Source organism: Pacificispira sp., assembly GCF_965228185.1.
Classification (GTDB): domain Bacteria; phylum Pseudomonadota; class Alphaproteobacteria; order UBA8366; family Aestuariispiraceae; genus Pacificispira.
In genome coordinates this window covers 144,731-166,759 of sequence record NZ_CBDDHE010000006.1, presented here as the reverse complement: position 1 = coordinate 166,759, position 22,029 = coordinate 144,731, and the positions used below count along the sequence as shown (strand labels likewise).

Below are 22,029 nucleotides of genomic sequence, written 5' to 3'. Positions count from 1 at the left end.
CCGCCCGTTTACTCCGACTGCATCCGGGACAACAAGGCCCCGGCGTCGATTTTGTCGTTCGCATTGCGCGGCAGTCGGTCAAGGACGCGGATATCCTGGGGTATCGCATAGGCGGGAAGGGTGCCGGTCATGCCGTTCCGCAAGGCTTCGACATTTCCGTCGGCCATTTCGACGAAACCGACCAGCCGGCCGTCATGAAAGACGACACAGGCCGCGATGGCCCCGGCGTCGCGCAGGGCGGCCTCGACGGCGCTCAATTCCAGTCGATAGCCGTTGATCTTGATCTGTCGGTCTATCCGAGAGGTGAAATAGATATCCGGGCCGTGCCGCGCGACCCAATCCCCCGTCCGGTAGGCGGCTAGGGTTTGTCCGGCAATTTGTCTGGACACGAAACGGTCGGCCGTCAGGGCGGGATCCTGCCAGTATCCCCGTGCCACCTGCGGTCCGGCGATAACAATTTCGCCCTCATCGCTGTCCGGCCCGTCCTCCAGAAGGATATGCATGCCCGGGATCGGGTCGCCGATGGCCACATTCTCACGGCAATGGTCCCGATAGGTATCGGCATCGAGGCGCAGCAGGGTCATCGACACAGTCGCTTCGGTCGGGCCGTAGGTGTTGTAGACCGTCAGGTCCGGGCGCGCTGCGAAGATCGCATCCAGATGCTCCCGCAACAGCGGTTCCCCGCAGAAAGTCATCAGGCGCAGGCTGGACAATGTCTCGCCGGTCATCTTGCCGCCGCGCCGCATCAGGTCGACGACGCTGGGCACGGAATTCCAGATGGTGAGACCCAGTTTCCGAATTGCGCTTGCGGGCACTAGCCGGTCCCGCCGGTCGTTCAGCGGGACCAGTGTCGCACCGGAACACAGCGCGCCATAGACATCCAGAACGCTGAGGTCGAAACCGAGGTTGGGGTGCTGGGACCATCGGTCTTGTGGCCCTGCCGCGATCTCCGACCGCGCCCAATCGGTGTAGTGCGTCAGCGCTTCGCGCCCGACCATCACCCCTTTCGGCTCGCCGGTCGATCCGGAGGTGAACATGACATAGGCTAGGTCATGCGCTGCGGCCGGCTCCGCGAGCCTCTCTTGCGGAAGACTTTCGGACGGATCGATAACCGGCACGCCGGGGGGATCGATATCCGAGACGGCGCCGACAATCACCGAAGGCGCGAAGCGATGCAATTGCCGCCGCTGCAAGTCGGCGGGGTGGTCCAGGTTCACTGGGGAGTAATAGCCGCCCGCATGCAGCGCCGCGAACATCGCGGCATAGGCTTCGGCATTGCGCGGCAGTCGAACCAGAACCCGACGTTCCCGATCCGCCGGGACCGCGGCAGCAATGGCAGCGGCCAAACGGCGGACGAGATCGGCCAGTTCGGCATAGCTCGTGATCCGGGCCCCATCCTCAACGGCAGGGTGGTCGGGATGCCGGTGCGCCGCTTCGAACAGCAGGTCTACAGGATCTTTCACGGCGTCGCTTCCTGTCGGGTCAACGCATAGGGGTCTTGGTGCAGCAAGCCGCGCACCGTCTCGTCGACTGCCGCCAATGGGGCGCGCAGGCTGTCGCGGGACGCATCGATCGGGGCCACGACACAGTCCGGATGGTCTTTCAGGGCGGCTTCCGCGCGGCTCAGATCGTTTTTTACGCGGCTGTCCCTAGCACGGCCATAGTACCGGCACTGGACATCTGTGACGGATCCGGCACGAAGAATGCGCCGCGGCACGTCGATCCAACTCCGGTAAGGCACGCCAACCATGGCTTCGACATGGTGCATATAGGTGGCGCCTTCCTGCGCGGTGCATCCCAGCAGGAGAAGATGAAAACCCTCCGCCAGCATCCATTCGAAGGAAGCACCGGGGCCGAGGGAAAGCAGGGGATCGCAGTTCAGCAATCCCGGCGCCTTCGGTCCAATGGCGCAATGACCATGCATCGGGCAGTCCGTCCGCACAGCGTCGGGACGCTGTCTGGCATATTCCGACAGGGCACCCATGCCGTGCGACGGAGTGGTCGCCGCATCGTAGAGAGTCTCCGAAGTGAGCGGCAGGGTGTAGGTCGGAAAAATTAGGGTCCCGCCGGGGCCGACGGCATCCCGAAGGACCTGATAAACCGTTTCAACCCCGCCCGGGATGCGGCCGAAGCTGAGCAGTCTGGAATGGACCGCCAGATCCATGCCGGGCCGCAGATCGAGCGCGTCTAGATTGGCCTTCAATGCGGCCAGATTTTGGTCCGGTGAGGCTCTCACGGTTTGCGGAATACCGGCTGAACCCGTTCGCCACGCAGCTTGCCGTCCAGGTCGCCCGACGCAAGTCCGTCGGCAATCGTGGCGAAGGCGACGTCATAGGCTTCGAGCGTCCGCTCGACGTCCTGCATCGTGTGGGCGAAAGACGGCGCATGCCAGCCGGCCGCCAGAACGCCCCCGGCGATTCCTTCCTGCTGAAACACGCTTTTCATCAGCATGCCGTCCGCGCCGTCTCCCTTGAACCACATGACATGCCGCGCGGCGTATCCGTCCAGGCCGATATTGCCGCTCAACCCATGCGCCGCGATCTGCCGGGACATGCCGTCCATCAGCGCTTGGCCAATGGTGGAGACATGCTCCAGGACGGGTTCCGTCTCAAGCAGCGACAGGACGGTCTGCGCCGCCGTGATGCCCAGAAGGTCGCCGCCGAAGGTGAAGGAAAAGAACACGTCGTTGAAGACATCCATGATGTCGGCGCGGCCCAGCACCACCGAAATCGGGACACCGTTGCCCAGCGCCTTGCCGAAACAGGCGAGGTCCGGTTGAACCCCGAACGCGCCGTAGGCGCCCTGCAGATGAATGCGGAACCCGGTCCAGCATTCGTCGAAGATCAAAACGACGCCGTGCTTGTCGGCCAGGGCACGGACCCCTTCCAGGTAACCCGGCTTGGGGGGGATGATTCCCATCGGTTCCATGATGATGGCCGCGACCTGGCCCGAATGCTGGTCCAGCAATTTGGAAAGGGCGTCGAGGTCGTTGTAAGCGAAGGGCGTGGTCAAATCGCGGACCGCTTGCGGTACCCCGGCATGACGCAGCGTCGTCCCGATGAACCAATCCTGCCAGCCATGGTAACCGCAGCACAGAATGCGGTCCCGCCCGGTGAAGGCCCGCGCCGCGCGAACCGCGCCGGCCGTCGCGTCGGAGCCGTTCTTGCCGAAACGAACACGTTCGGCATAGGGGAACCAATCGATCAAACGCTCGGCCAGGGCCAGTTCCACCGTGGTGGGCAGGGAAAAGGCGATCCCGTCCTTCAATCGTTTGGTCACCGCTTCCGTTACGGCGGGGTGATTGTGGCCCAGCAATAGCGGGCCGAGCGCCATCGGCCAATCGATAAAGGCATTTCCGTCGGCATCCCAGATCGTTCCGCCGTCCGCCCTTTCGGCGAAGACAGGCGAGACGCCGCGCGGAAACTGGGTCCAGCCTTTGGAAAAAGTCTGGGTCTGGGAGGGAATGGCGCCTTCCGCCTTTTTCAGCAGTGCCAGGGAAGCATCCAGCGGCGGCGTGCGCCGATTGTCACCGAGTTTCGTCATTTTGAGGATTCGATCCCGTCCTTCGCGAGCGACTTCAAATAGCCTTCGTCTCGCAGGGTTGACTGGTTTGCCAAAAGATTCGCCGGTTGCGACTGAAAGGCCGACAGGACCTGCTGCCAACCGGCCGTGGCTGCACCGTCCCTGCCAAGGGTTTCCGCGATACCCCGGGCGAGCCGGTAATCCAATCCATCGTCGACCGTCCAACGCAATGCCGACAGATCCGCGGGGGCCGCTAGATTGGCGCTGGAGAGGCGGCTGCCGCCCTCGAACGCGCAGTTCTTCCACATCCAGGGCACGACATGCTCTCGTTCGGACGATAGCGTGGCTTCCGCGTCGGCCGCCATCAACGTCTCCCTGGTGAAGACGGAGGCATCCAGGCCATCCGGCCAGGTCTCGGGCTTCACATTGGTCGCATAGTCGAGATTTTCATGGCTTCGCAGCGACAACAGCGCGTCCAATACGTCGGGGTCGATGAATGGGCAATCGCCGGTCGCGCGTAGGACGACGTCGGCCTGGGTCGCCTCGCAGGCAAGACGGTAGCGCGACAGGACATCCTCCTCGGATCCCCGAACGACTTGATAACCGGCATCGGCAACGACGGCGGCGAGCGCGTCATTGGCGGGGCCGTCGCCCGTTGCCAGGGCGACCTGGTCGATACCGGCGGCCCGGCCGATCCGTTCCAGGATCAGACAGATCATCGGCCGTCCGGCCAGTTCGAAGAGAACCTTGCCCGGCAACCGCGTGGAGCCGATCCGGGCCTGGACGATTGCGACCGTCTTCATGCTGATTTCCGTCCGAACAGATCGAATTTTACGGCGTCGCAAAGGGCGGTCAGCAGCCGCCGGTTCGCGCGGAAACCCTGACCGAACCGGGATGGGCCGGATTGCCGGGGCAAGACGGTTACCGGCACCGTGTCGAAGGCTTCGCCCCGCCGCAGGGCGGCCAGCGCCAGTTCCGTGCCGACGGACCGGCCTGTCCCGAAACGTCCGACCTCGCGATACAAGGACACGTCATACCCTTTCAGCCCGCACAGGATGTCGCCCACACCGAAACGGAGCCGCGTGTAGACATTGAACAGCCATTCCCCGAAACGGGCGGCCTCCGGCCGTTGGCCGAGCACGAGGCGGTTATTCCCCGACGCCATGGCCGCGATCACCGCCTTGAGCCCGGCCAGTTCGAACTGGCCATCGGCGTCATAGGTCACGACGCGGCGCAGTCCGAGGCGGCCTGCCGCTTCAAAGCCCGCTTCCAGCGCGCCCTCATAGCCGCGATTGGGCGACAGCCGGATGACCGTGGCCCCGGCGGCTTCCGCCAGTTCAGCAGTCCCGTCCGTCGACCCGTCATCCACCACAAGCGGCAATCCGCATTGGGAGACGTTGCGCACGACCTCCGCAATCGTTTCCGCTTCGTTGAAGGCAGGCATCAGAATGGCGGTGTCGCCGGCCCCTGTCATGTCAGCGCAAATCTTCCATCGTCACGATATCGCCCTCGTCGATGTCACGCGCCAGGGCTTTGCCGATCAGGTCGGGCATCCGATAGGGCGGCAGGCCGTTCGCCGGGCAGGGGCGCAGCGGAATCAGGTCCGCTTCCGTCAGTGTCGCGCCGGCCGAAAGCGCGCGGGTCGTGCGGATCGCCCGTCGCTGCAGCACCACGGTTTCCTTCTCGTTGTCCATGACCCGCTTCTCGGTCGGGCCGAGGGCCGCTTCCAACTCTCGGGTGCGTTCCACCATGTCGCGCCAGGTCGTCGGATCCATCGAGAATTTATGGTCCGGGCCTTCGCGGTCGACACTGTCGGTGAAATGCTTCTCGACCGCCCGTGCGCCCAGGGCGACGGCGCCCAGAACCGTGGCATGGCCCGGCGTGTGATCGGACAGGCCCAGCACAACATCCGGGAAGGCAGCGGCATAGGTCTTGAGCACGTTGAGAGCGATGTGATGAAAGTTCTCGAGCGATGCCGTGTAGTTGGTATTGCACTGCATGACGCAAAGCTGATCGGTATGGGCACGGGCGACCGAAACGGCGGCCTCGACCTCGTCCATATTCGCGGCGCCGGTCGCGATGAAGAAGGGTTTGTTGTCCTTCGCGAGTTCCGCGATAGACGCATGCCAGGTGATGTCGCCCGACCCCAGCTTCCAGGCGGCGACGAATTTCGACAGTTCCTTCAACATCGCCATATCGTAAGGCGCGGTGAAATAGTCGATCCCCGCTTCGTCGCAGGCCGCTTTCAATTCCTGGGTCCATTGCATCGGCAACGAGGCCGCGTCGTAGACATCAAAGACGCTCTTCTTCCAGGCGGATTGATGGGACTGCTGACCGCCCAACGCGCGGAAGCCGTAGTCGGAAACGATGGTCGCTGCCTGGAAATTCTGGAACTTCGCCGCGTTCGCACCGGCTTCGGCGCAAAGATGGATCAGATCCTTGGCGCGGGACAGGTCCCCGTCGTGGTTGGCCGCGATGTCCGCGATGAAGTATGTCGGATGGTCGTCGCCGACTTTGAAACGGCCAGTATCCAAGGTGACCCGTTCAGTCTCGCTCATCTTGCTTCCCCTTGCTCTTCCGCCGCATGGGCGTCGATTTCCTGTGCCAGCGTCGGTAACTCCAACCCGGCGGCGGTTTCCAGTTTCGCCACATCCATCCGCATGTCCTTGGGACGAGGGGCCCGGCCGGGCAGATCGGCCGATACCCCTTCCGTGGCATTCGTCAGCGGCAGGTTCAATGCCGCCGCCAGGCGGCGCGCAAACCAGGCTTTGCTGGCGCCTTCCCGGCTGCCGAGATTGTATGTTCCGCGAATGCCGTCGGCGACCAGATTTCGCGTGATGCCGGCCAAGGTCTCCATGCGCAGCGGCGAGAACAAGCTGTCGGTGAACAGCGTCATCGCGCGGCCTTCGCGGGCACCCTGGGTCAGCCAATCCGACAGGCTGACACGCCCAGCGGTGCGGGACCGCCCGAAGAAGTTGACGCGAAGTACCAGCGAGTTCTGATGGGCCGACGCGGCCAGTTCGCCGGCCAGTTTCGTGCGCCCGTAGACGTTGATCGGATCGGTCCGGTCTTCTTCGTAGGGGCCGGCGCTGCCCGGGTAGACCTGATCGGTGGACAGGTGCACCAGGCAGGCCCGCGGCGCCAGGATTTCAGCCAGGGCGGCGGCGGGGCCTCGGTTCAGCGCGTCCGCCCGCTCCGGATCCCGTTCGCATGCGTCGACATCCGTCAGGGCGACGGCGTTTATTACCGTGTCCGGTTGCTCCGCCTGGATCAGAGCCGCCATGGCGTCCTTGTCCAGAACATCGACCCGGTGCGGCCCCTTCGTCCGGCCGACAACCATTGCCGGCCCGTCCGCCGCGAAAGCGTCTTGCAGATAGGGACCCAGCAGGCCGGTCCCGCCCAGGATCAGGGTCTTCATCAATCCGCGAAACGCATCAGCAGGTGGACTTCGGACGCGGTCTTGCGCGTGTCTAACGCCAGTTGTGCCTCGTCCAGGGCCGGCACGATCATTTCGCGCCAGTAACCCGCGAGGGCGGCCGTTTCCGGATTGCGCTCCAACTCCACCGCGACGGACCGATAGAAATCCACCATGTCCGTTCCGAACCACCATTCCGACAGGCGGCTGAGGCCGAACTCCCGGCACATCCAGTCGATCGAGCCTTCGGTATAAAGATGCGTATGGCCCGCCGACAATTGGCGCTGAAAGACCTCCGGGAAGGCACATTCGATCATCGTGCTGGGGCTGAACAGCGGCACGGAAATATAGAAATAGCGTACATTGGGATTGCTGCGCAGCGCGGCGACGATGTCGCGCGGATTCTGGACGTGTTCCAGAACACCGATCATGCTGACCACATCCGCCTCGACGGTCCCGGCGATTTCTGCGGCCGCGTCCAATGCGTGTGCCTTAACCGCATCCTCGGAAATCATCGCCTGGGCAAGGGCGACTTGCACATCGGATACTTCATATCCGTGAGAATGCGGCCAGCCAACGTCCCGCATCGCGGCGACGAAATAGCCGGAGCCGGCGCCCAGATCGGCGAAGCGCAGGGTCTCCGGCGTCTCTCCCGCCTCGGACAGCGCGTCGCGCAAGAATTCGGCTTTCGGCACATAGATGTCGCGAACCCGGGCGCGATAGGCATCCTTGTCGGCGGATGAGTAGGTTTTTGCGTAACTGGCGCCGCCGTCTTGAACATACATCGCCTCGCAAAAGGCATCGGTATCTTCATGGGCGCCGTTCAAATGACCGCAACGGCCGCACAGAACGTATTCGATGCCTTGCTTGGTGAAGCGCGGCCCTTCCAGGGGGGCGTCACAGCATTTGCAGTCCGTTCGGCGGGGCTGCTGGGTATAGACGGCGCCAATGCGACGGCCCTCGTTCAGAAGGCCGTCATTCTCTGCAAAGAATCCCTTCTTGTGGGCCAGAAGGGCGCCGGAGCTTTTCCCGTAACGGATCATTCGGCCGGCTCCGCCGTTGCCAGAAGCGCATGCAGGCCCTCGGCGTCCAGCCACCAATCGTTCAGATCGGACCGGTATTGAAATCCTTCTTCGACCGAGGTTCCCGCCTTGTTGCGGATCGTCGGCTTCAGGGTTTCAAACTTGGGAACATTGGTCGGCTTGATCACATAGCAGTTTTCGAACTCCAAGGTGTTCGGCACGTCGTCCACCGTGATCATCGTCTCGTGCAACTTCTCGCCCGGCCGCAGGCCGACGATCTTGGTCGGATAGCCGGGCGCGAGCGCATCCACCAGTGCCGGGATCGTCATGCTGGGGATCTTCGGTACAAAGATTTCGCCGCCCTGCATTTCGCCCAGACACATCAGAACGAAGTCCACGCCTTGTTCGATGGTGATCCAGAAACGGCTCATCCGCTCGTCGGTGATCGGCAGGGCATCCACCTTGCGGCGGACCATGCCGCGGAATAGCGGGATGATGCTGCCGCGGCTGCCCAGAACATTGCCATAGCGCACGACACCGAACTTCGTTTTGGCCTGTCCGGCGAGATTGTTCCCCGCAACGAACAGTTTGTCGGAGCACAGCTTGGTCGCGCCATAAAGATTGACCGGATTGGCGGCCTTGTCGGTGGACAGGGCGACCACGCGTTCGACGCCGCAATCGATCGACACGTTCACGACATTCTCCGCGCCGATCACATTCGTCTTGATGGTTTCGAACGGATTGTACTCGGCGATCGGCACATGTTTCATCGCGGCGGCATGGACGACGATATCGATCCCCTGCATGGCGCGCTGCAGGCGTTCGGCATCGCGCACGTCGCCGATGAAATAGCGCAGGCACTTATGGTCCAGCGGCGAAAACTCCTGCGCCATTTCCGCTTGCTTCTGTTCGTCGCGGCTGTAAATGACCAGGCGCGCGGGCTCGAACTTCTCGAGAACGCGGCGAATGAAGGCCTTGCCGAATGAACCGGTCCCGCCGGTGACGAGAACCCCTTTGCCGTTGAGGTCGATTGAGTTGGGGCTCGTGAAATCGGCCATCGCTGTCATGGTTACATGCTCCGATTATGCTACTGTCCGGAAATGGCGGGCAGGGTCGATCCGATAAGCCCGCACATCAAGTTGGAACGCGTTTGATGAGTTTCTCTGAAATCGTCCTTGGCACAGTTCAGTTCGGTATGCCTTACGGACTGAACCGCACCCTTATGACCGAAGCGGCGGTGTTTCGCATCCTCGATCGTGCCTGGGAAATGGGCATCCGCAGGTTGGACACGGCGCGCGGATACGGCTTGGCGGAAGAGCGCCTGGGCGCCTGGCTCGCGCGGCATCCGGATCGAGACCCGGAGATCGTGACCAAGTTTCCCGACGGGGACGCCGGTTCCGTCACAAAATCCGTCGATACGAGCCTCGCCCTTCTGGGGCGGGAACGCGTCCACGGTTTGCTTGCCCACGACCCCGCGACTCTGTCGCGGCCCGGCCTGTTCGACACCCTCGCGACCTATCGCGATCGGGTACACGCTTTCGGTGCCTCCGTTTACGATGTCGCCGCCGCCCGTCGGACGGACGAACTGATCGACGGCGCTGTCCTGATCCAGGCCCCGGCCAATCCCTACGACACGCGCTTCGCCGATAGCGGCTTCCCGGACGCGTCGACCGATACGCGGGTGGTTTATCGCAGCATCTATCTTCAGGGCATCATCGGCCTGTCGCCGGAGAGACTGCCGACACATCTGCAAGCCCTGCGTCCGGCCCAGGAAATCCTGCATCGCGCGGCGGCCGACATGGCAATCGGCCCTCATGCCTTCGCCATCGCCTATGTTCGCCACCGATTGGCATTGCGCGACCTGGTCTTCGGTATCGCCGAACCGGGGCATCTCGACGCTTTGGCCGAAGGCCTGGCCGTGCCGGCGCCGCCCAGCGCGATTGAAACCGCAATTCGGCAGGCTCTGATCTCGGTTCCGGATGCGGCCATCGACCCGAGGGTCTGGCCCAAAACACAATAGCAGCAAGGCCGAAGACGCCTATTGAGTCTGCGACTTGAAGGCGCTGGCATACCAACCGCCGGCGGCCAGCAGCGCATCATGGGACCCGGCGGCTTCCACCCGGCCCTCCATCAGCACGGCGATCTGATCGGAATTCGTGACCGTCGTCAGGCGGTGGCCGATCAGGATGACGGTGATGTCGGTTTCCCGCCGGATTGCCGCCAGCGCCTCGCGGAACAGCATTTCCGATTCGGCATCCAGATTGGCGGTGGGTTCGTCGAGGATCAGGATCGGTGCACGCCGAACCAGGGCCCGGGCCAGGTCGATCCGTTGGCGTTGTCCGCCCGACAGTTTGGCGCCGTTTTCACCCAGGAGCGTATCGTATCCGTCGCGGAGCGTTTCAATGAAACCCTCGGCATTGGCCAGCCGCGCGGCGTCGCGAATTTCGGCGTCCGTCGCATCGGGCTTGGCGTAGCGAATATGGTCGGCGATGGAGACGTTGAACAATTGCGGCTGTTGCGGGGCATAGGAAACGCCTGCCCTCAGCGACGCGACTTCCAGTTCCGATTGCGGAACTCCATCGAAAAGGATCCGGCCGTCCTGCGGCGTCCGCAGGCGCGGAATCAGATCCACCATGGTCGACTTTCCCGATCCCGATGGGCCGACAAGGGCGGTTGTCTTGCCGGCGGGAATGGTCAAATCGACGCCACGCAGCGCCTTGGTGCCGCCGCCCTCTTCCTCTTCGGTCGTGTCCGAATAGGTGAAGTGGACATTTTCGAAACGGATGGCCTCGTTCAAACCATCGAAACGCTGTGTGCCGCCGACTGGATCGCGGTGTTCCTTCAGGCCGGTCAGCCGGGCCGTCACCACATCTGCGGAGGCGAGGTTGCCGATATAGGCCTGCCGGGAATACAGCATCTCCTTCATGATCGGAACGAGACGGATCAGGATAAAGAAGAAAAGCAGGACACTTTCGAACGGAACCCGCATGCGCTCGATGGCGATGTAGAGCAGAACGAAGGCCACCAGCAGGATGATCGGTTCGACCACGACGGCCAGGATCGAGAATGCCTTGCGCCGGACCATCTCGTGCCGCCGCTGGCTGAGCGTCCGGTCGAACAGCATTGCGGTCTCCGCGCGTTCCATGCCCGACAGGCGGATCAGACGCACATTGCGCAGCCGTTCGACCAGGAATGAGATGGTTTCCTGGTTGGCCAGGGTGACCAGCTTCCCCATTTCCCGCATGCGACGGATGAAATAGAGGAGCAAGACCGCGGCAATGGAGAAAACGGCAATGGCGGCCAAGGTCAATTCGGGCGACAGGCTTATCGCGATCGTCGAGTAGGCGACGAACAGCATGATGTAGCCGATGAACTGGGTGGCCGCGACGACGCTGCTGAGGGCGCCGCGCAATTCCGTTGTCAGTTCGTTGACGAAATCGCCGCCGCGAATGCGGTCGTGATAGGCGAGACCGGCGAAGACGAAGCGTTCGAAGGCGGCATTCCGGATGCGCCGCGACAGTTCGTAATCGATGTAGCCGGAGAACAGTTCCCGGAAATAGAAGAAGACCTGCCGCACCAGGATCGCCAGGAAGCATGTGGTCAGCAGAGAGATCAGGGTCGGTTGAACCCCAACGCTCTTGAGGGCGTCGATCAGGAATTTCGATACGCCGCTGATGGATTGGGCGTCGTCCCCGGCGGCCTTGTTGCCGGCGATGAATTCCAGAATCGGCATCAACATGCCGATGCCGATCCCTTCGAAGATCACGGCCCCCAACTGGATCGCCAACATCAGGAAGATCCATTTGCGGGGGAAACCGAGGGTTCGAAGCGTTTGAAGGAAGCCGGGGAGAACCAACTGAGCGAACCTTAAATCGGGTTATCTTGACCGGTCTTTTCGGGCGGCATCCAAGTCCGTCGGGCGCCCGAGGTCGATCCAGTATTCGTGGATGGGGAAGACACCGATCCGGTAGCGCAGCGCTTTCGCGCGTTCCAGAACCGTTGGCATGTCGACGACTTCGTCATGTTCGATAAGGTTGAGGAAAGACGGCGACAACAAATAGATGCCCGATGCCACATTGTGCACGACGGTCGGTTTCTCCCGGATCGCACCCAGCAGACTACCGTTTTCGACCTCGACCACGCCATAGGGGATTTGCTGCCTGTATTGCGACACGCACAGGACGCCGTCGAGTTTGGTATCCGACTGGAACCCGCTCAGCGCCGAGTAGTCGACATCGGTGATGATGTCGCCGTTGACGACCAGGAACGGGCCTTGCGGGCGCTTCGGCAGCAGCGACAGCGAACCTGCCGTGCCCAAAGGGGTTTCCTCGTAGATGAAGAGAATTTCGGCACGGTTGGGCCGTTGGGCGATGAATTCGCGAATCTGATCGGCGCGATAATGCAGTGTCAGATAGATTTCGGCGACACCGGCGTCTTCCAATGCCTGCAGCACATGATCCAGGATCGGACGCCCGTTCACCTCGACCAACGGCTTTGGTATGTCCTTGGTCAAATCCCCCAGGCGCTTGCCGAAACCGCCGGCCATGACGACGGCCATGTCGATCGGGGAATTGAGGATGTCGCGCACCAGAACCGACTGAACCGCCCCCGCCTTGTCCACCAAAGGCAGGAAGGGCACGGGTCGCTCTCGATCGCGCAGCAGCCGGGCGTCTTCCCGGGCGGTCTCGAGCCGGCCCAGCTTGAAGTTCCGGAACATGAACTGGTCGACCGCCTCGTCCAAGGCGTGGCCGCTCAGCAGCCCGCGCCGGATATCGCCGTCGGTCAGCGTGCCGATCGGGCGCTTTTCGGTGTCGACGATGATCAGGAACTGATGCGTCAGTTCGTTGATTTTTGCCAACGCCGCACGGGCGCTGATATCGCCCGGGCACAGATAGGGATCTGCGTCCGGATAAGGTTCGTTACTGGGGCTCATGCCTTACTCCAGGGTAACTCGGTGCCGGCCCAGCCGATGACCTGTCCGGTCAAATCCTTGGCGGCCAGGGCTTCTGCAATGTTCCAATCGTTCGGTGTGTCGATGTCGATCGATCCGACCCAATCCGTAATGACCGCGCCCAACCGTTCCGGAAACAAAGTGCCGTCTCGCCGCAGGACTTCGGTCCGGATCGCGTAGACCGTGCCGTTGGGCACCAGAACTGGCTCCAGGCCGGTATTCAACGCGGCCAACTTGGCAGCCTCCGGATAGTGATAGGCGGCGGGAACGGTATTCCGGCGCATGCCGACGACCGCATCGAGCGTGCTATCCTCGTGCAACAGGCGGATGGCATCCGCCACGGCCTTGGCGGGCCGGAACGGAGAGGTCGCCTGGATGACGACGGTGACGTCCGGCGCGGCCGCCCCGGTTTCATATACGTCCAATGCGTGCAGGATCGTATCCAGGGTCGAGGCGCTGTCGCTGGCGAGTTCGGCCGGACGCAGAAACGGCGCATTCCAGCCCAACGCCTCGCCGGCGGATCGAATGTCGGGCGCATCGGTGGTCAGTAGAACCGGGAAGCCGAGTGCGCTTTCCGTCAGGCAGCGCGCCGTTCTTTCAATCAGCGACGCCCCGTTGAGCGGGATCATGTGCTTGCCGGGCAGCCGCTTTGATCCGCCCCGGGCAGGAACGATGAATAGACCGGTATCGCTCAAGGCTCAAAGCTTCCGAAAGGCTTCCAGCAGGCGAAGCCCCGCGTCGCCGCTTTTCTCCGGATGGAACTGCACCCCCAGAACGGACTCCCGGCGCACGGCGACCGGTACCTCCCGCCCGTTGTAGTCCAGCCAGGCGGCGACAAAATCCGACTCGGCATAAGGCGCGAATGAATGCACGAAGTAGACATAGTCCTCTGCACTCAGGGTACCCAGAACCGGATCCTCCGCAATCACGCGTATCCGCCGCCACCCGACATTCGGGATTCGATCGGACCGCTGAGGATCGTTCCCGCGCGGCAACAGGGCCACGCGGCCGGGAATGACGTCCAACCCGTCATGCGTCTCGAACTCCTCACCCAGGCTGAGCAGGAGCTGGCATCCGACACAAATCCCGAGCAAGGGCGTGCCCCGTGCGATCGCGTCCTTGAGCGGCCCGACAAGCCCCGCGGCGCGCAGGCCATCCATCGCATCGCCGAAGGCACCGACACCGGGAAAGACGATCTTGTCGGCGGTTGCCAGATCCGCAGGATCGCTGCTGATCTTCGGTGCCCCGCCGACATGCAGCAAAGCCTGTTTCAGGCTGAACAGGTTGCCGCGTCCATAGTCGACAACGATCATGACAGACGCACCGGAACGCCGGAATCGTGCAGGGACGATTTCAACTCGGAAACCGTTGCCAGCTTGTAATGGAACATGCTGGCGCAGGCGACGGCATCGACATTTCCATTCAGGAAAGCGGCGGAGATATGCTCCGCTTTTCCGGCGCCGCCGCAGGCGATCACCGGTACTTCCACCAATTCGCGGACGCGGGTGATAAGGTCCATATCGAACCCTTTCTTCGTGCCCTCCATGTCGACGGATGTGAGGATGATCTCCCCGGCCCCGAGCGAAACGGCTTCCTGGACCCAGGCGAGCACGTCCTTGCCGGTGGTTTCCCGGCCATTGTCGCAAAGCGCTTCCCACTGTCCCGGCGCGTGCCGCTTGGCCTCAATGGACAGGACCACGCATTGACTGCCGAAGGCGGCCGCGGTTTCCCGAATGAATTCGGGCCGCTTCACGGCGGCCGTGTTGACCGCCACCTTGTCCGCCCCACATCTCAACGCCTGTTTGAAATCATCGACGGTTCGTATTCCGCCGCCGATCGTAATGGGGACGAACACGTCCCGGGCCGTTTCTTCGATGACCCCGAAGATGCTGCTGCGGCCGTACAGGCTGGCGACGGTGTCCATGTACAGGATTTCGTCGATTCCGTCCTTGTAGTATGCGCGTGCAAGGTCTCCGGGCTTTCCGACGACACGAAGGCCTTCAAGGTGAATGCCCTTGATGACATTCGGGCCTTTGATGTCGAGGCGGGAGATCAAACGAATGGGATGCATGATGTGTGTCGGGACCCTGATGCGAGATCGAGGTTCGGGTTAGATACTGTTCGAGGGCAGGTCGGCGTCGCGCCGTTCCTGCAGCTCTTCGTCCGTCGGCTCGTGGATGCTGCGGCGAGACCGGTTCAACATGATCCGGCCTTCCGTCAGCGTACAGCACAGCCAGACGGCTTCCGGCAGGATCTGGGCCGGGATCATCGCGATGACGTATAGAGCGGCGCCGTATTCCGGCACGAACAACAGGACCGGGGCCAGGAAGGACGAATTGACATAATAGGCCGCGACCCAGCCGGTGACGGTCCGGACGCCCTTGAGTTTCGCTTCGGCCTCGTCGCTGACGGGACCGCTTTGGACCGTCATCCATTCGCGGAAGAAGCTGAGCCGGTTTCTCGCGAGTTGGCTCGTCAAGCAGGCGGCGGCGCCGGCGAACCCCAGAACGATGAAATAAGGCGATCCGCCCGCGTGCCAGACCGCGATCCCTGCGGCGGGTGGACACAGAACCAGGAAGATCATGTCGGCGAGGCCGTCGGAGTACTTTCCCCAATAGCTCGTCGACTTCGCGACCCGTGCAATGTTGCCGTCGACGAAATCAAGAATGTAGGTCAGGTAAAACAGACCCCCTGCGGCGGCCGTTGCCGGATAGTTGCCCAGTAACAAAAGGCCTGCGGCCAGGACCGACAGGCATGCCCGCAGCCCGGTCACGCCATTGGCCGTCCACCCGGTGTTGTAGAATAGGGGCGTCAGAAGGTTTCCCGCCGGCCGGCCAACAAACCGGACGAAGAAAGGCGGTTTGATACGTGCCGAGATCGAATTCCGGACGTCTTCCAGAGTAACCTTACGCTTGATCATGGGAATACGGATGGCCCGGGTTCAAATCTTGTGAAGGATGGCCGCACGGAATGCGGACGCGATGGTGCTTGGGGCGGGTGGTTCGTACTGTTGGGGTGGCTGGATGTTCAATTGCTACCGCACACCAGGATCTTTCACCTGATGAGAAAGCGGCCAAGATCAGCCTTGCTGATGGAGGTTGTAGTGCGCGCGCCGTCGGACTGTCAAGGGAGCGACCGACCCAATTGGGCGCGGATTCGCCGCCGTTCCAGTGCCGGTGGCGCGGTTTGACGATGCTCCGCTTTGCCGGTAAGAGGGGGCTGCACTGTCTGAAAGCGTGGGTTCTCGTCCTATGGTGATTTGGATTACTGGTCTCTCGGGGGCTGGGAAAAGCACCGTTTGCAATCGCCTATGGGATTTACTGAAACCGACGATACCCGAACTGGTTCTACTGGACGGGGATACCGTCCGGGAGATTTTCGGTTCCCAACTGGGTTATTCCGAGGCCGAGAGGCGAATCCAGATCGGTCGAATCCAGTCGCTCGCCAAGGAATTGGATCGGCAGAACCTCGTCGTCCTGGTGGCGGCGCTTTATGCCGCGCCCGACCTGCTGGCGCGGAATCGCGAACTCTTCGCCGATTACCGGGAAATTTACCTGGACGCATCGTTGGAGCTTGTCCAATCGCGCGATCCGAAGGGGCTCTATGCGCGGGTTCGGGGGCAGGAAAACCCCGAAGTGGTGGGCATCGACATCCCTTGGAACGCCCCGCAGAATGCCGACCTCCGCATCGACATGAGCAGCGCCGGGTCGCCGGACTCCGTGGCGCAGGACATCATTCGGATCGTTCCCCGTTTTTCGGATGCAATCGCTTCTGGCGACCTGTAAGCGTTCGTCGGGCTTCGGACACACCAATAGCCGGATATGAACATGACCGACGACAGCGCCAAACTGGAGCTGACATTTTCCCAGTTCCTTGAGGTGACGAACATCGCGACCGGGACCTATGCGCCGGTGGCCGGGTTCATGGGAAGTGCCGACCTCAAAAGCGTTGTCAGCGACATGCGGCTCACGGACGGGTCTCCGTTCCCGATACCGATCGTGTTGCAGACCAAGAAAGAATTGGCCGACCGGTTCGCCGGGCGGGACAGTATCGAACTGGTTTTCGCGGGCAAGACCGTGGCTCAGCTTTCCATCAGCGAGATCTTTGACGTCAACTTGATCGAGATCGCGCGGGCGGTGTTCGGGACCGATAGTTTCGACCATCCGGGCGTGCGCTTCATGGCGGGCGATCCATCGCGGAATGTCATGATCGCGGGCATCCCGCAACAGGTTGTGACACGGCAGTCCGGATTCGGGTCTTGGGACATGACCCCGGCGGAATCCCGGGCCTATATCGCTGAAATGGGATGGCAGACAGTTGCGGGATTTCAAACCCGGAACGTGCCCCATAGAGCGCACGAGTATCTGCAACGGACGGCGCTGGAGGTATGCGACGGCCTTTTGATCCACCCTCTGGTCGGTTGGAAGAAGAAGGGCGACTTCACCCCGGAGGCGGTGCTCGCCGGGTATCAGGCGCTGATCAGCAACTACTATCCGGCCAATCGCGTGAAACTGGCGTTGCTGCTGGCGCCGATGCGATATGCGGGCCCTCGCGAAGCTTTGCTGCACGCGATCATCCGGCGCAACTACGGCTGCACGCATTTCATTGTCGGGCGCGATCATGCCGGGGTCGGGGATTTCTACGGCAAATACGACGCCCATGCGCTCGCGGACCGTTTCCGCGGGGAACTGGGAATCGAAATTCTGAAACTGGCCGGTCCATTCTACTGTCCGGCCTGCGATGGGATCGCCACCGAAAAAACCTGCAAGCACGTCCACGAGAGTCCGGACTCGGTCGATCACATTGCCGGTACCGCGATGCGTCAGATGCTGTCGGCCGGCGGCAAGCCGCAGCCGCATTTAATGCGTCAGGAAGTCCTGGACGCACTTAAGAACGTCGATCTTTTCGTTACTGGGGAAGACCAATGAACAAGACCAAGATCGTTTGCACAATCGGTCCGGCGACAAGTTCCGAAGAGGCGCTGCGCGAATTGCACGCCGTCGGAATGGATATGGCGCGCCTTAACGGATCGCATGCCGATCTGGATTGGCATCGCGGCGTTATTGCGCGCCTTCGGAAGGTTCTGCCGACGACGCCGATCTTGATGGATATTCCCGGCCGCAAGATTCGGACGGTGCAGTTGAAGCACGAGCCGTCCTTCCGCGAAGGCGAGACCATCATTCTGACGACGGATCAGAGCCATGACGGCAGTGAAAAAGTGCCGGTGAACTACGCCAACCTTCATCGGGATCTCGCGGCCGGCAATACGGTCCTCGCGGATGACGGAACCCTGAAGTTCACGGTCGAGAAGGTTGAGGGACAGGACATCCACCTGCGCGCGGAGGGCGACGGTACCTTGCGCAGCCGCAAGGGGATCAATGTTCCCTTCGTGAATCTTCAGACCGCGCCCGTAACGGATCGCGACCGGTCGATGCTGGCCTTCTGTGTCGAAAATGGCGTGGACTATGTCGGGATCAGCTTCGTGGAGTCGGGCGCCCATGTCGAAGAGATCAAGAAAGTGATCGGCGGCGCCTCTCCGCGTGTCGTCGCAAAGGTCGAAAACCGGGGCGGCTTGGCGCATGTGGACGAGATCGCGCGTGTCAGCGATGCCCTGATGATCGACCGGGGCGACCTGTCCGTCGAAACCTCCATCGAGGATGTGGTCCTCAATCAGAAGCGCGTCATCGAAGTCGCGCGGTCCCATGCGAAGCCGGTGATCGTGGCGACGGAAATGCTGCACACCATGATCGAGCAGCGGTTCCCGACGAAGGCGGAAGTCTCCGACATCACGAATGCGGTCCTGGATGGATGCGCCGCGACGATGCTGTCCGGCGAGACCGCCGTCGGCAGCTATTGGCGCGAATGTGTCGCCCTGATGCGCAGCGTCGTTGACAAGGCGGACGCGTTCCAGCATCCGGTCGCGGAAACCGCCGCAAAGCTGGAACAGCGCAGCCAGCTTCCGGACGCGGTCGAGGACGCCGTCGCGTTGCTTTGCCGGCAATTGCCGATTTCCAAGATCGTCACGATTTCGGTCTCCGGTTTCGCGGCCGAGCGGATTTCGTCACGGCGCCCCCGTCAGGAAATCATCTGTGCCAGCAACGATCCGAGAACCGTCCGCGCGACCAACCTGTTGCACGGCACGCGGGGCGTTTTCGTGGATATCCCGTTCTCCAAAACGACGACGGATCATATTCCGGCATGCCTGAAGGCGCTGTTCGATCAGAAGGAAATTCTGCCGGAAGATCTTATCATCGTCATCGCCGTCGGTTATCCGAAAAGCGGCAATCGCATGAACCTGATCCAGACCCATGTTGTCAGCGATCTGGCAGACACGCTCGGCTGGGTAGGCTAGCGCCGGGCGTATAGCGGCGCGCCTCTGCGGGTTACGGCGTCAAACCAGACGCCGGACATCAGAGACGTGGAAACGGCCGCCAGGACCAGAGTCACATATACCCGCTGATCGACGATCCCATGGTCGTAGACGACGCTGGCAAGGACGATGCCCGGGCCGCCGCGCGTGTTCATCGCCACGGCGAAGTTCAAGGCTGTCAGCTTGGTGAATTTGGCCAGGTACATACCGCCATAGACACTGATCATCTCCAGGGCGGACGACATCACCAGGAAGCCGAGGAACAGCGTCGGATCGAAGGCTGCCGGGATGTCGATGCGGCAGCCGACCAGGGCAAAATAGATCGGCACGAAAAAGCCCATCGAAAACGAGTAGATGCTGGATTTCTGCGGTTCGAGCACCGGGCTGTTGATCGATCCGAAGGCGATGCCCGCGATGAAACCGCCGAACACGGCGCCAACCCCGATCCAGGATGCCAGAGCCGCGACGGCAAGGCACCAGACCATGGCATAGCCGAGCGGCTGTGACCGGATCAGCGGCGCCATCTGGAAGCGGATCGGCAATCGCAGGATCTGCGGTCCCAGGAGAAGCCCGCCGGCGCAGAAGGCGAGCGAGAGCAGTGCCGCCCGACCGATATCCGCGAGGGACGGCGAGGTGAATTGGGCAATCTGCGTGACGGTCGCCAGCAAGGCCCAGAGCAAGATGTCCTGGACCGTCGACGCGGCCAGGACGATCCTGGCGAAGCGGGTTTCCACAATGCCGAGATCCAGGAAAATCTTTGAGATTACCGGGATCGACGTCACCGAAACGGCGATGGCCAGCACCATGGCCATGGTCAGCATGCTGCCATTCGGCCCCATGTAGTCCGATAGGTCATAGACGAAGGCGGTGGAGAATCCGGCGGTGAACGGAAGGATTGTTCCCGCCGCAAACAGGATCAGAACAACCCTGGCCTCGGGGCGGGTCCAGTTGCTGTTGCTGATCTTGAATCCCGCGCAGAACATGAGCAGGACGAGACCGATCGAATAGAAGAATTGAACGATGTCGTGATCCAGCAGCAGGATGCTATCGACAATCGAACCTTCCGCGCCCCAAAAGTATCCCAGGATAGAGGGGCCCAGAAGAATCCCGGCGAAGATCTCCCCCATGACGCGCGGCATCCGGCATTTTTCGAAAACGAATCCGAACAGATGGGAAAACATCAGGATCAGGCAAAGTGTGAACAGAACCTTAGAGAGTTCGTTGTAATCCATGGAGGGAAACCCGCCGCAGCCTGATCGTTCTGTTGTGGGGAGTGTCTGCCAGAAGGACGGCAGATTCGATCCTTACCTGAAGGAAACCGGGCGAGACATAACACCTTGCCCCATTCTTGTCAGGCTGTTTGTGACCGGACGGGCCGCCGCGCGGTTCAGGCGAGAACCCGGATGCGCCGTCGGCATGAACCGCTTGCCGCTGTCGGATTGGCCGATCGAGCGGCGGATTTGATCAACTGACGCGGTGGCGCAGTTGCCATCCTTCGCTGGTCTTCTTCCAGAGATGCGGCGACCGGAAGCTGTCGGCGATCTCCATGAACTCGGCCTCTTCCATATTCAGGTATTCGAGCACCTGGGGGAAGTAGCGCGCCGGGAACTCCCCGTCGAAGCGGTGGACCAGTGCCACGCCTTCTTCGCGTTCGATATGCTTGTGCCGGATTTCCTGGCTGGCTTCATGGGTGCAGCGGCCGATGCCGAACTTGATGAAACCGCACCAGTAATGGAACCCGTCAATTTTGTCGTCGATGGAATTGTACTTCGAGAACGTGCCTTCGGTGCGCACGGGATTGGCGCTGAACCCAGTGTGGTCGACGGCGTAATAGAAGCATTCCTGTGGCGTCCAGCGCAGGAAATGGCCCAGATAGTGCGCCTCGATACCGGCGTCGCGCACCGTGTCTTCCGTGATCGGCATATAGGGCGACAGGTCGCTTTGCGAGATCCCGTGCTCTGCCAATTCGTCGGTCGACAGGCCGCCGATGCGGTAATCCTTGTTCGGGTCGCCGGTCAGATAGCGGATCGGCACCTGGGAGTCCGCGTCTTCTCCCTTGCCCGCGCCATACTCGGCGGCATTCTCGCCGTAAAAGACCAAGGGGATGTTCATTTGCCGGGCAATCTTCACTGGGAAGTTACGCTGCCCCAGAGTGAAGGGCTGGAACGGGTGCAGCAGGTTGCGATAGGCCAGTTCCGTAAGCTTGCGCTGGACCAGACCATTGGCGGTGAACAGGTAATTGTCGAAGCCGCCCTGATGGATCCAGTTGGTGAAATTCTGCCAACCGATATCGGTATACATGTGCGGTGCCCAGGTCACCGTCAGGGGACGCATGCCGAACTTCGACTTCAGCATATGGGCCGCATAGGCGGAATCCTTGCCCCCCGATCCCGGAACCAGACAATCGTAGGAGCCGTTGCGCGACCGGAAGCGGTCCAGAAGTTGACGCAAATCCGCTTCACGCTTGTCCCAGTCGATCTCGTCCTTGCGCTCGACGACCCGGCAGGCCTCGCAGACGCCGTCCTCGCCGAAATAGATCGTCGCTTTCCGCGCTTCCCGGCGGTCGGAGCCCATGACGCTGGGGGCGGCGCGCTGATTGGAGATGACGCAATTGCTGCAGAAGGTCACATTCGCCGGCAGGCCGTACCGCACTTCCAACTCGCCGTCGACGGGGTCGACGACATAGGTCGTGCCGTTACGTTCGATAATTTCCGGCTGGGCGTCGCTCGTCATTGCCGCAGATACCTTC

21 protein-coding genes are annotated in these 22,029 nt (G+C 61.9%); 4 read left to right on the top strand and 17 right to left on the bottom strand.

What is annotated here, in order from left to right:
• Positions 1–8: 8 nt before the first annotated feature.
• Genes ACO06O_RS11515 through pseB form a run of 9 tightly spaced genes read right to left on the bottom strand, consistent with a single transcriptional unit; the run spans position 9 to position 9,026 of the window.
• Entirely contained in the window at positions 9–1,463 is a 1,455-nt protein-coding gene (locus tag ACO06O_RS11515; protein ID WP_421879824.1) for an AMP-binding protein, read from the bottom strand.
• Positions 1,460–2,236 carry an AAC(3) family N-acetyltransferase gene (locus tag ACO06O_RS11510; RefSeq protein ID WP_421879820.1) on the bottom strand — a complete coding sequence of 259 codons (777 nt, stop codon included), beginning with the start codon at positions 2,234–2,236 and terminating at the stop codon, positions 1,460–1,462. Before ACO06O_RS11510 ends, ACO06O_RS11515 begins: the two co-directional genes overlap by 4 nt.
• Entirely contained in the window at positions 2,233–3,543 is a 1,311-nt protein-coding gene (locus ACO06O_RS11505; protein ID WP_420420118.1) for an aminotransferase class III-fold pyridoxal phosphate-dependent enzyme, read from the bottom strand. Before ACO06O_RS11505 ends, ACO06O_RS11510 begins: the two co-directional genes overlap by 4 nt.
• The gene (locus tag ACO06O_RS11500; RefSeq protein WP_421879817.1) at positions 3,540–4,325 is read right to left on the bottom strand and encodes a cytidylyltransferase domain-containing protein; all 786 of its coding nucleotides are present in this window, start codon (positions 4,323–4,325) and stop codon (positions 3,540–3,542) included. Before ACO06O_RS11500 ends, ACO06O_RS11505 begins: the two co-directional genes overlap by 4 nt.
• A complete protein-coding gene (locus tag ACO06O_RS11495; protein ID WP_421879814.1) occupies positions 4,322–4,996 on the bottom strand; it encodes a glycosyltransferase family 2 protein in 675 nt (224 codons plus the stop codon). The genes ACO06O_RS11500 and ACO06O_RS11495 overlap by 4 nt, the downstream gene beginning before the upstream one ends.
• Position 4,997: 1 nt before the next feature.
• Positions 4,998–6,080 carry an N-acetylneuraminate synthase family protein gene (locus tag ACO06O_RS11490; RefSeq protein ID WP_421879811.1) on the bottom strand — a complete coding sequence of 361 codons (1,083 nt, stop codon included), beginning with the start codon at positions 6,078–6,080 and terminating at the stop codon, positions 4,998–5,000.
• Complete coding sequence (locus tag ACO06O_RS11485) at positions 6,077–6,940, bottom strand: SDR family oxidoreductase (RefSeq protein ID WP_421879809.1); 864 nt, start codon at positions 6,938–6,940, stop codon at positions 6,077–6,079. The genes ACO06O_RS11490 and ACO06O_RS11485 overlap by 4 nt, the downstream gene beginning before the upstream one ends.
• Entirely contained in the window at positions 6,940–7,980 is a 1,041-nt protein-coding gene (locus ACO06O_RS11480; protein ID WP_421879805.1) for a class I SAM-dependent methyltransferase, read from the bottom strand. The genes ACO06O_RS11485 and ACO06O_RS11480 overlap by 1 nt, the downstream gene beginning before the upstream one ends.
• Entirely contained in the window at positions 7,977–9,026 is a 1,050-nt protein-coding gene (pseB, locus tag ACO06O_RS11475; RefSeq protein WP_420420124.1) for a UDP-N-acetylglucosamine 4,6-dehydratase (inverting), read from the bottom strand. The genes ACO06O_RS11480 and pseB overlap by 4 nt, the downstream gene beginning before the upstream one ends.
• 86 nt (positions 9,027–9,112) lie before the next feature.
• Here pseB and ACO06O_RS11470 point away from each other — a divergent pair, with 86 nt between their 5' ends.
• On the top strand, positions 9,113–9,979 hold the full coding sequence (locus ACO06O_RS11470) for an aldo/keto reductase (RefSeq protein ID WP_421879802.1): 867 nt from the start codon (positions 9,113–9,115) through the stop codon (positions 9,977–9,979).
• A gap of 18 nt (positions 9,980–9,997) precedes the next feature.
• Here ACO06O_RS11470 and ACO06O_RS11465 read toward each other — a convergent pair whose 3' ends face one another.
• From ACO06O_RS11465 to ACO06O_RS11440, 6 genes are all read right to left on the bottom strand, one after another.
• Entirely contained in the window at positions 9,998–11,749 is a 1,752-nt protein-coding gene (locus ACO06O_RS11465; protein ID WP_421879798.1) for an ABC transporter ATP-binding protein, read from the bottom strand.
• An 87-nt stretch (positions 11,750–11,836) separates the two neighbouring features.
• A complete protein-coding gene (locus tag ACO06O_RS11460; protein ID WP_421879795.1) occupies positions 11,837–12,892 on the bottom strand; it encodes a sugar phosphate nucleotidyltransferase in 1,056 nt (351 codons plus the stop codon).
• On the bottom strand, positions 12,889–13,605 hold the full coding sequence (locus ACO06O_RS11455; protein WP_421879792.1) for a cytidylyltransferase domain-containing protein: 717 nt from the start codon (positions 13,603–13,605) through the stop codon (positions 12,889–12,891). Before ACO06O_RS11455 ends, ACO06O_RS11460 begins: the two co-directional genes overlap by 4 nt.
• A gap of 3 nt (positions 13,606–13,608) precedes the next feature.
• Positions 13,609–14,223 carry an imidazole glycerol phosphate synthase subunit HisH gene (hisH, locus tag ACO06O_RS11450; protein ID WP_421879789.1) on the bottom strand — a complete coding sequence of 205 codons (615 nt, stop codon included), beginning with the start codon at positions 14,221–14,223 and terminating at the stop codon, positions 13,609–13,611.
• On the bottom strand, positions 14,220–14,981 hold the full coding sequence (gene hisF / locus ACO06O_RS11445; protein WP_420420130.1) for an imidazole glycerol phosphate synthase subunit HisF: 762 nt from the start codon (positions 14,979–14,981) through the stop codon (positions 14,220–14,222). Before hisF ends, hisH begins: the two co-directional genes overlap by 4 nt.
• Before the next feature lie 39 nt (positions 14,982–15,020).
• On the bottom strand, positions 15,021–15,830 hold the full coding sequence (locus ACO06O_RS11440) for a CDP-alcohol phosphatidyltransferase family protein (protein WP_420420131.1): 810 nt from the start codon (positions 15,828–15,830) through the stop codon (positions 15,021–15,023).
• Between the two features lie 331 nt (positions 15,831–16,161).
• Here ACO06O_RS11440 and ACO06O_RS11435 point away from each other — a divergent pair, with 331 nt between their 5' ends.
• Genes ACO06O_RS11435 through pyk form a run of 3 tightly spaced genes read left to right on the top strand, consistent with a single transcriptional unit; the run spans position 16,162 to position 19,262 of the window.
• Positions 16,162–16,695 (top strand): adenylyl-sulfate kinase, encoded by a 534-nt coding sequence (locus ACO06O_RS11435; RefSeq protein WP_420420132.1) that lies wholly within the window; start codon positions 16,162–16,164, stop codon positions 16,693–16,695.
• A gap of 42 nt (positions 16,696–16,737) precedes the next feature.
• Positions 16,738–17,838 carry a sulfate adenylyltransferase gene (gene sat / locus ACO06O_RS11430; protein WP_421879785.1) on the top strand — a complete coding sequence of 367 codons (1,101 nt, stop codon included), beginning with the start codon at positions 16,738–16,740 and terminating at the stop codon, positions 17,836–17,838.
• The gene (gene pyk / locus ACO06O_RS11425; RefSeq protein ID WP_421879782.1) at positions 17,835–19,262 is read left to right on the top strand and encodes a pyruvate kinase; all 1,428 of its coding nucleotides are present in this window, start codon (positions 17,835–17,837) and stop codon (positions 19,260–19,262) included. Before sat ends, pyk begins: the two co-directional genes overlap by 4 nt.
• Here the strand turns inward: pyk and ACO06O_RS11420 are convergent.
• Both ACO06O_RS11420 and ACO06O_RS11415 read right to left on the bottom strand, forming a co-directional pair.
• Positions 19,259–20,512, bottom strand: a complete 1,254-nt coding sequence (locus ACO06O_RS11420) for a cation:proton antiporter (protein ID WP_421879778.1) — start codon at positions 20,510–20,512, stop codon at positions 19,259–19,261. The two genes, pyk and ACO06O_RS11420, sit on opposite strands and share 4 nt — an antisense overlap.
• A gap of 232 nt (positions 20,513–20,744) precedes the next feature.
• Positions 20,745–22,013: an N-acetyl sugar amidotransferase gene (locus tag ACO06O_RS11415; RefSeq protein WP_421879775.1), complete on the bottom strand. Its 1,269-nt coding sequence runs from the start codon at positions 22,011–22,013 to the stop codon at positions 20,745–20,747.
• Positions 22,014–22,029: the final 16 nt, after the last annotated feature.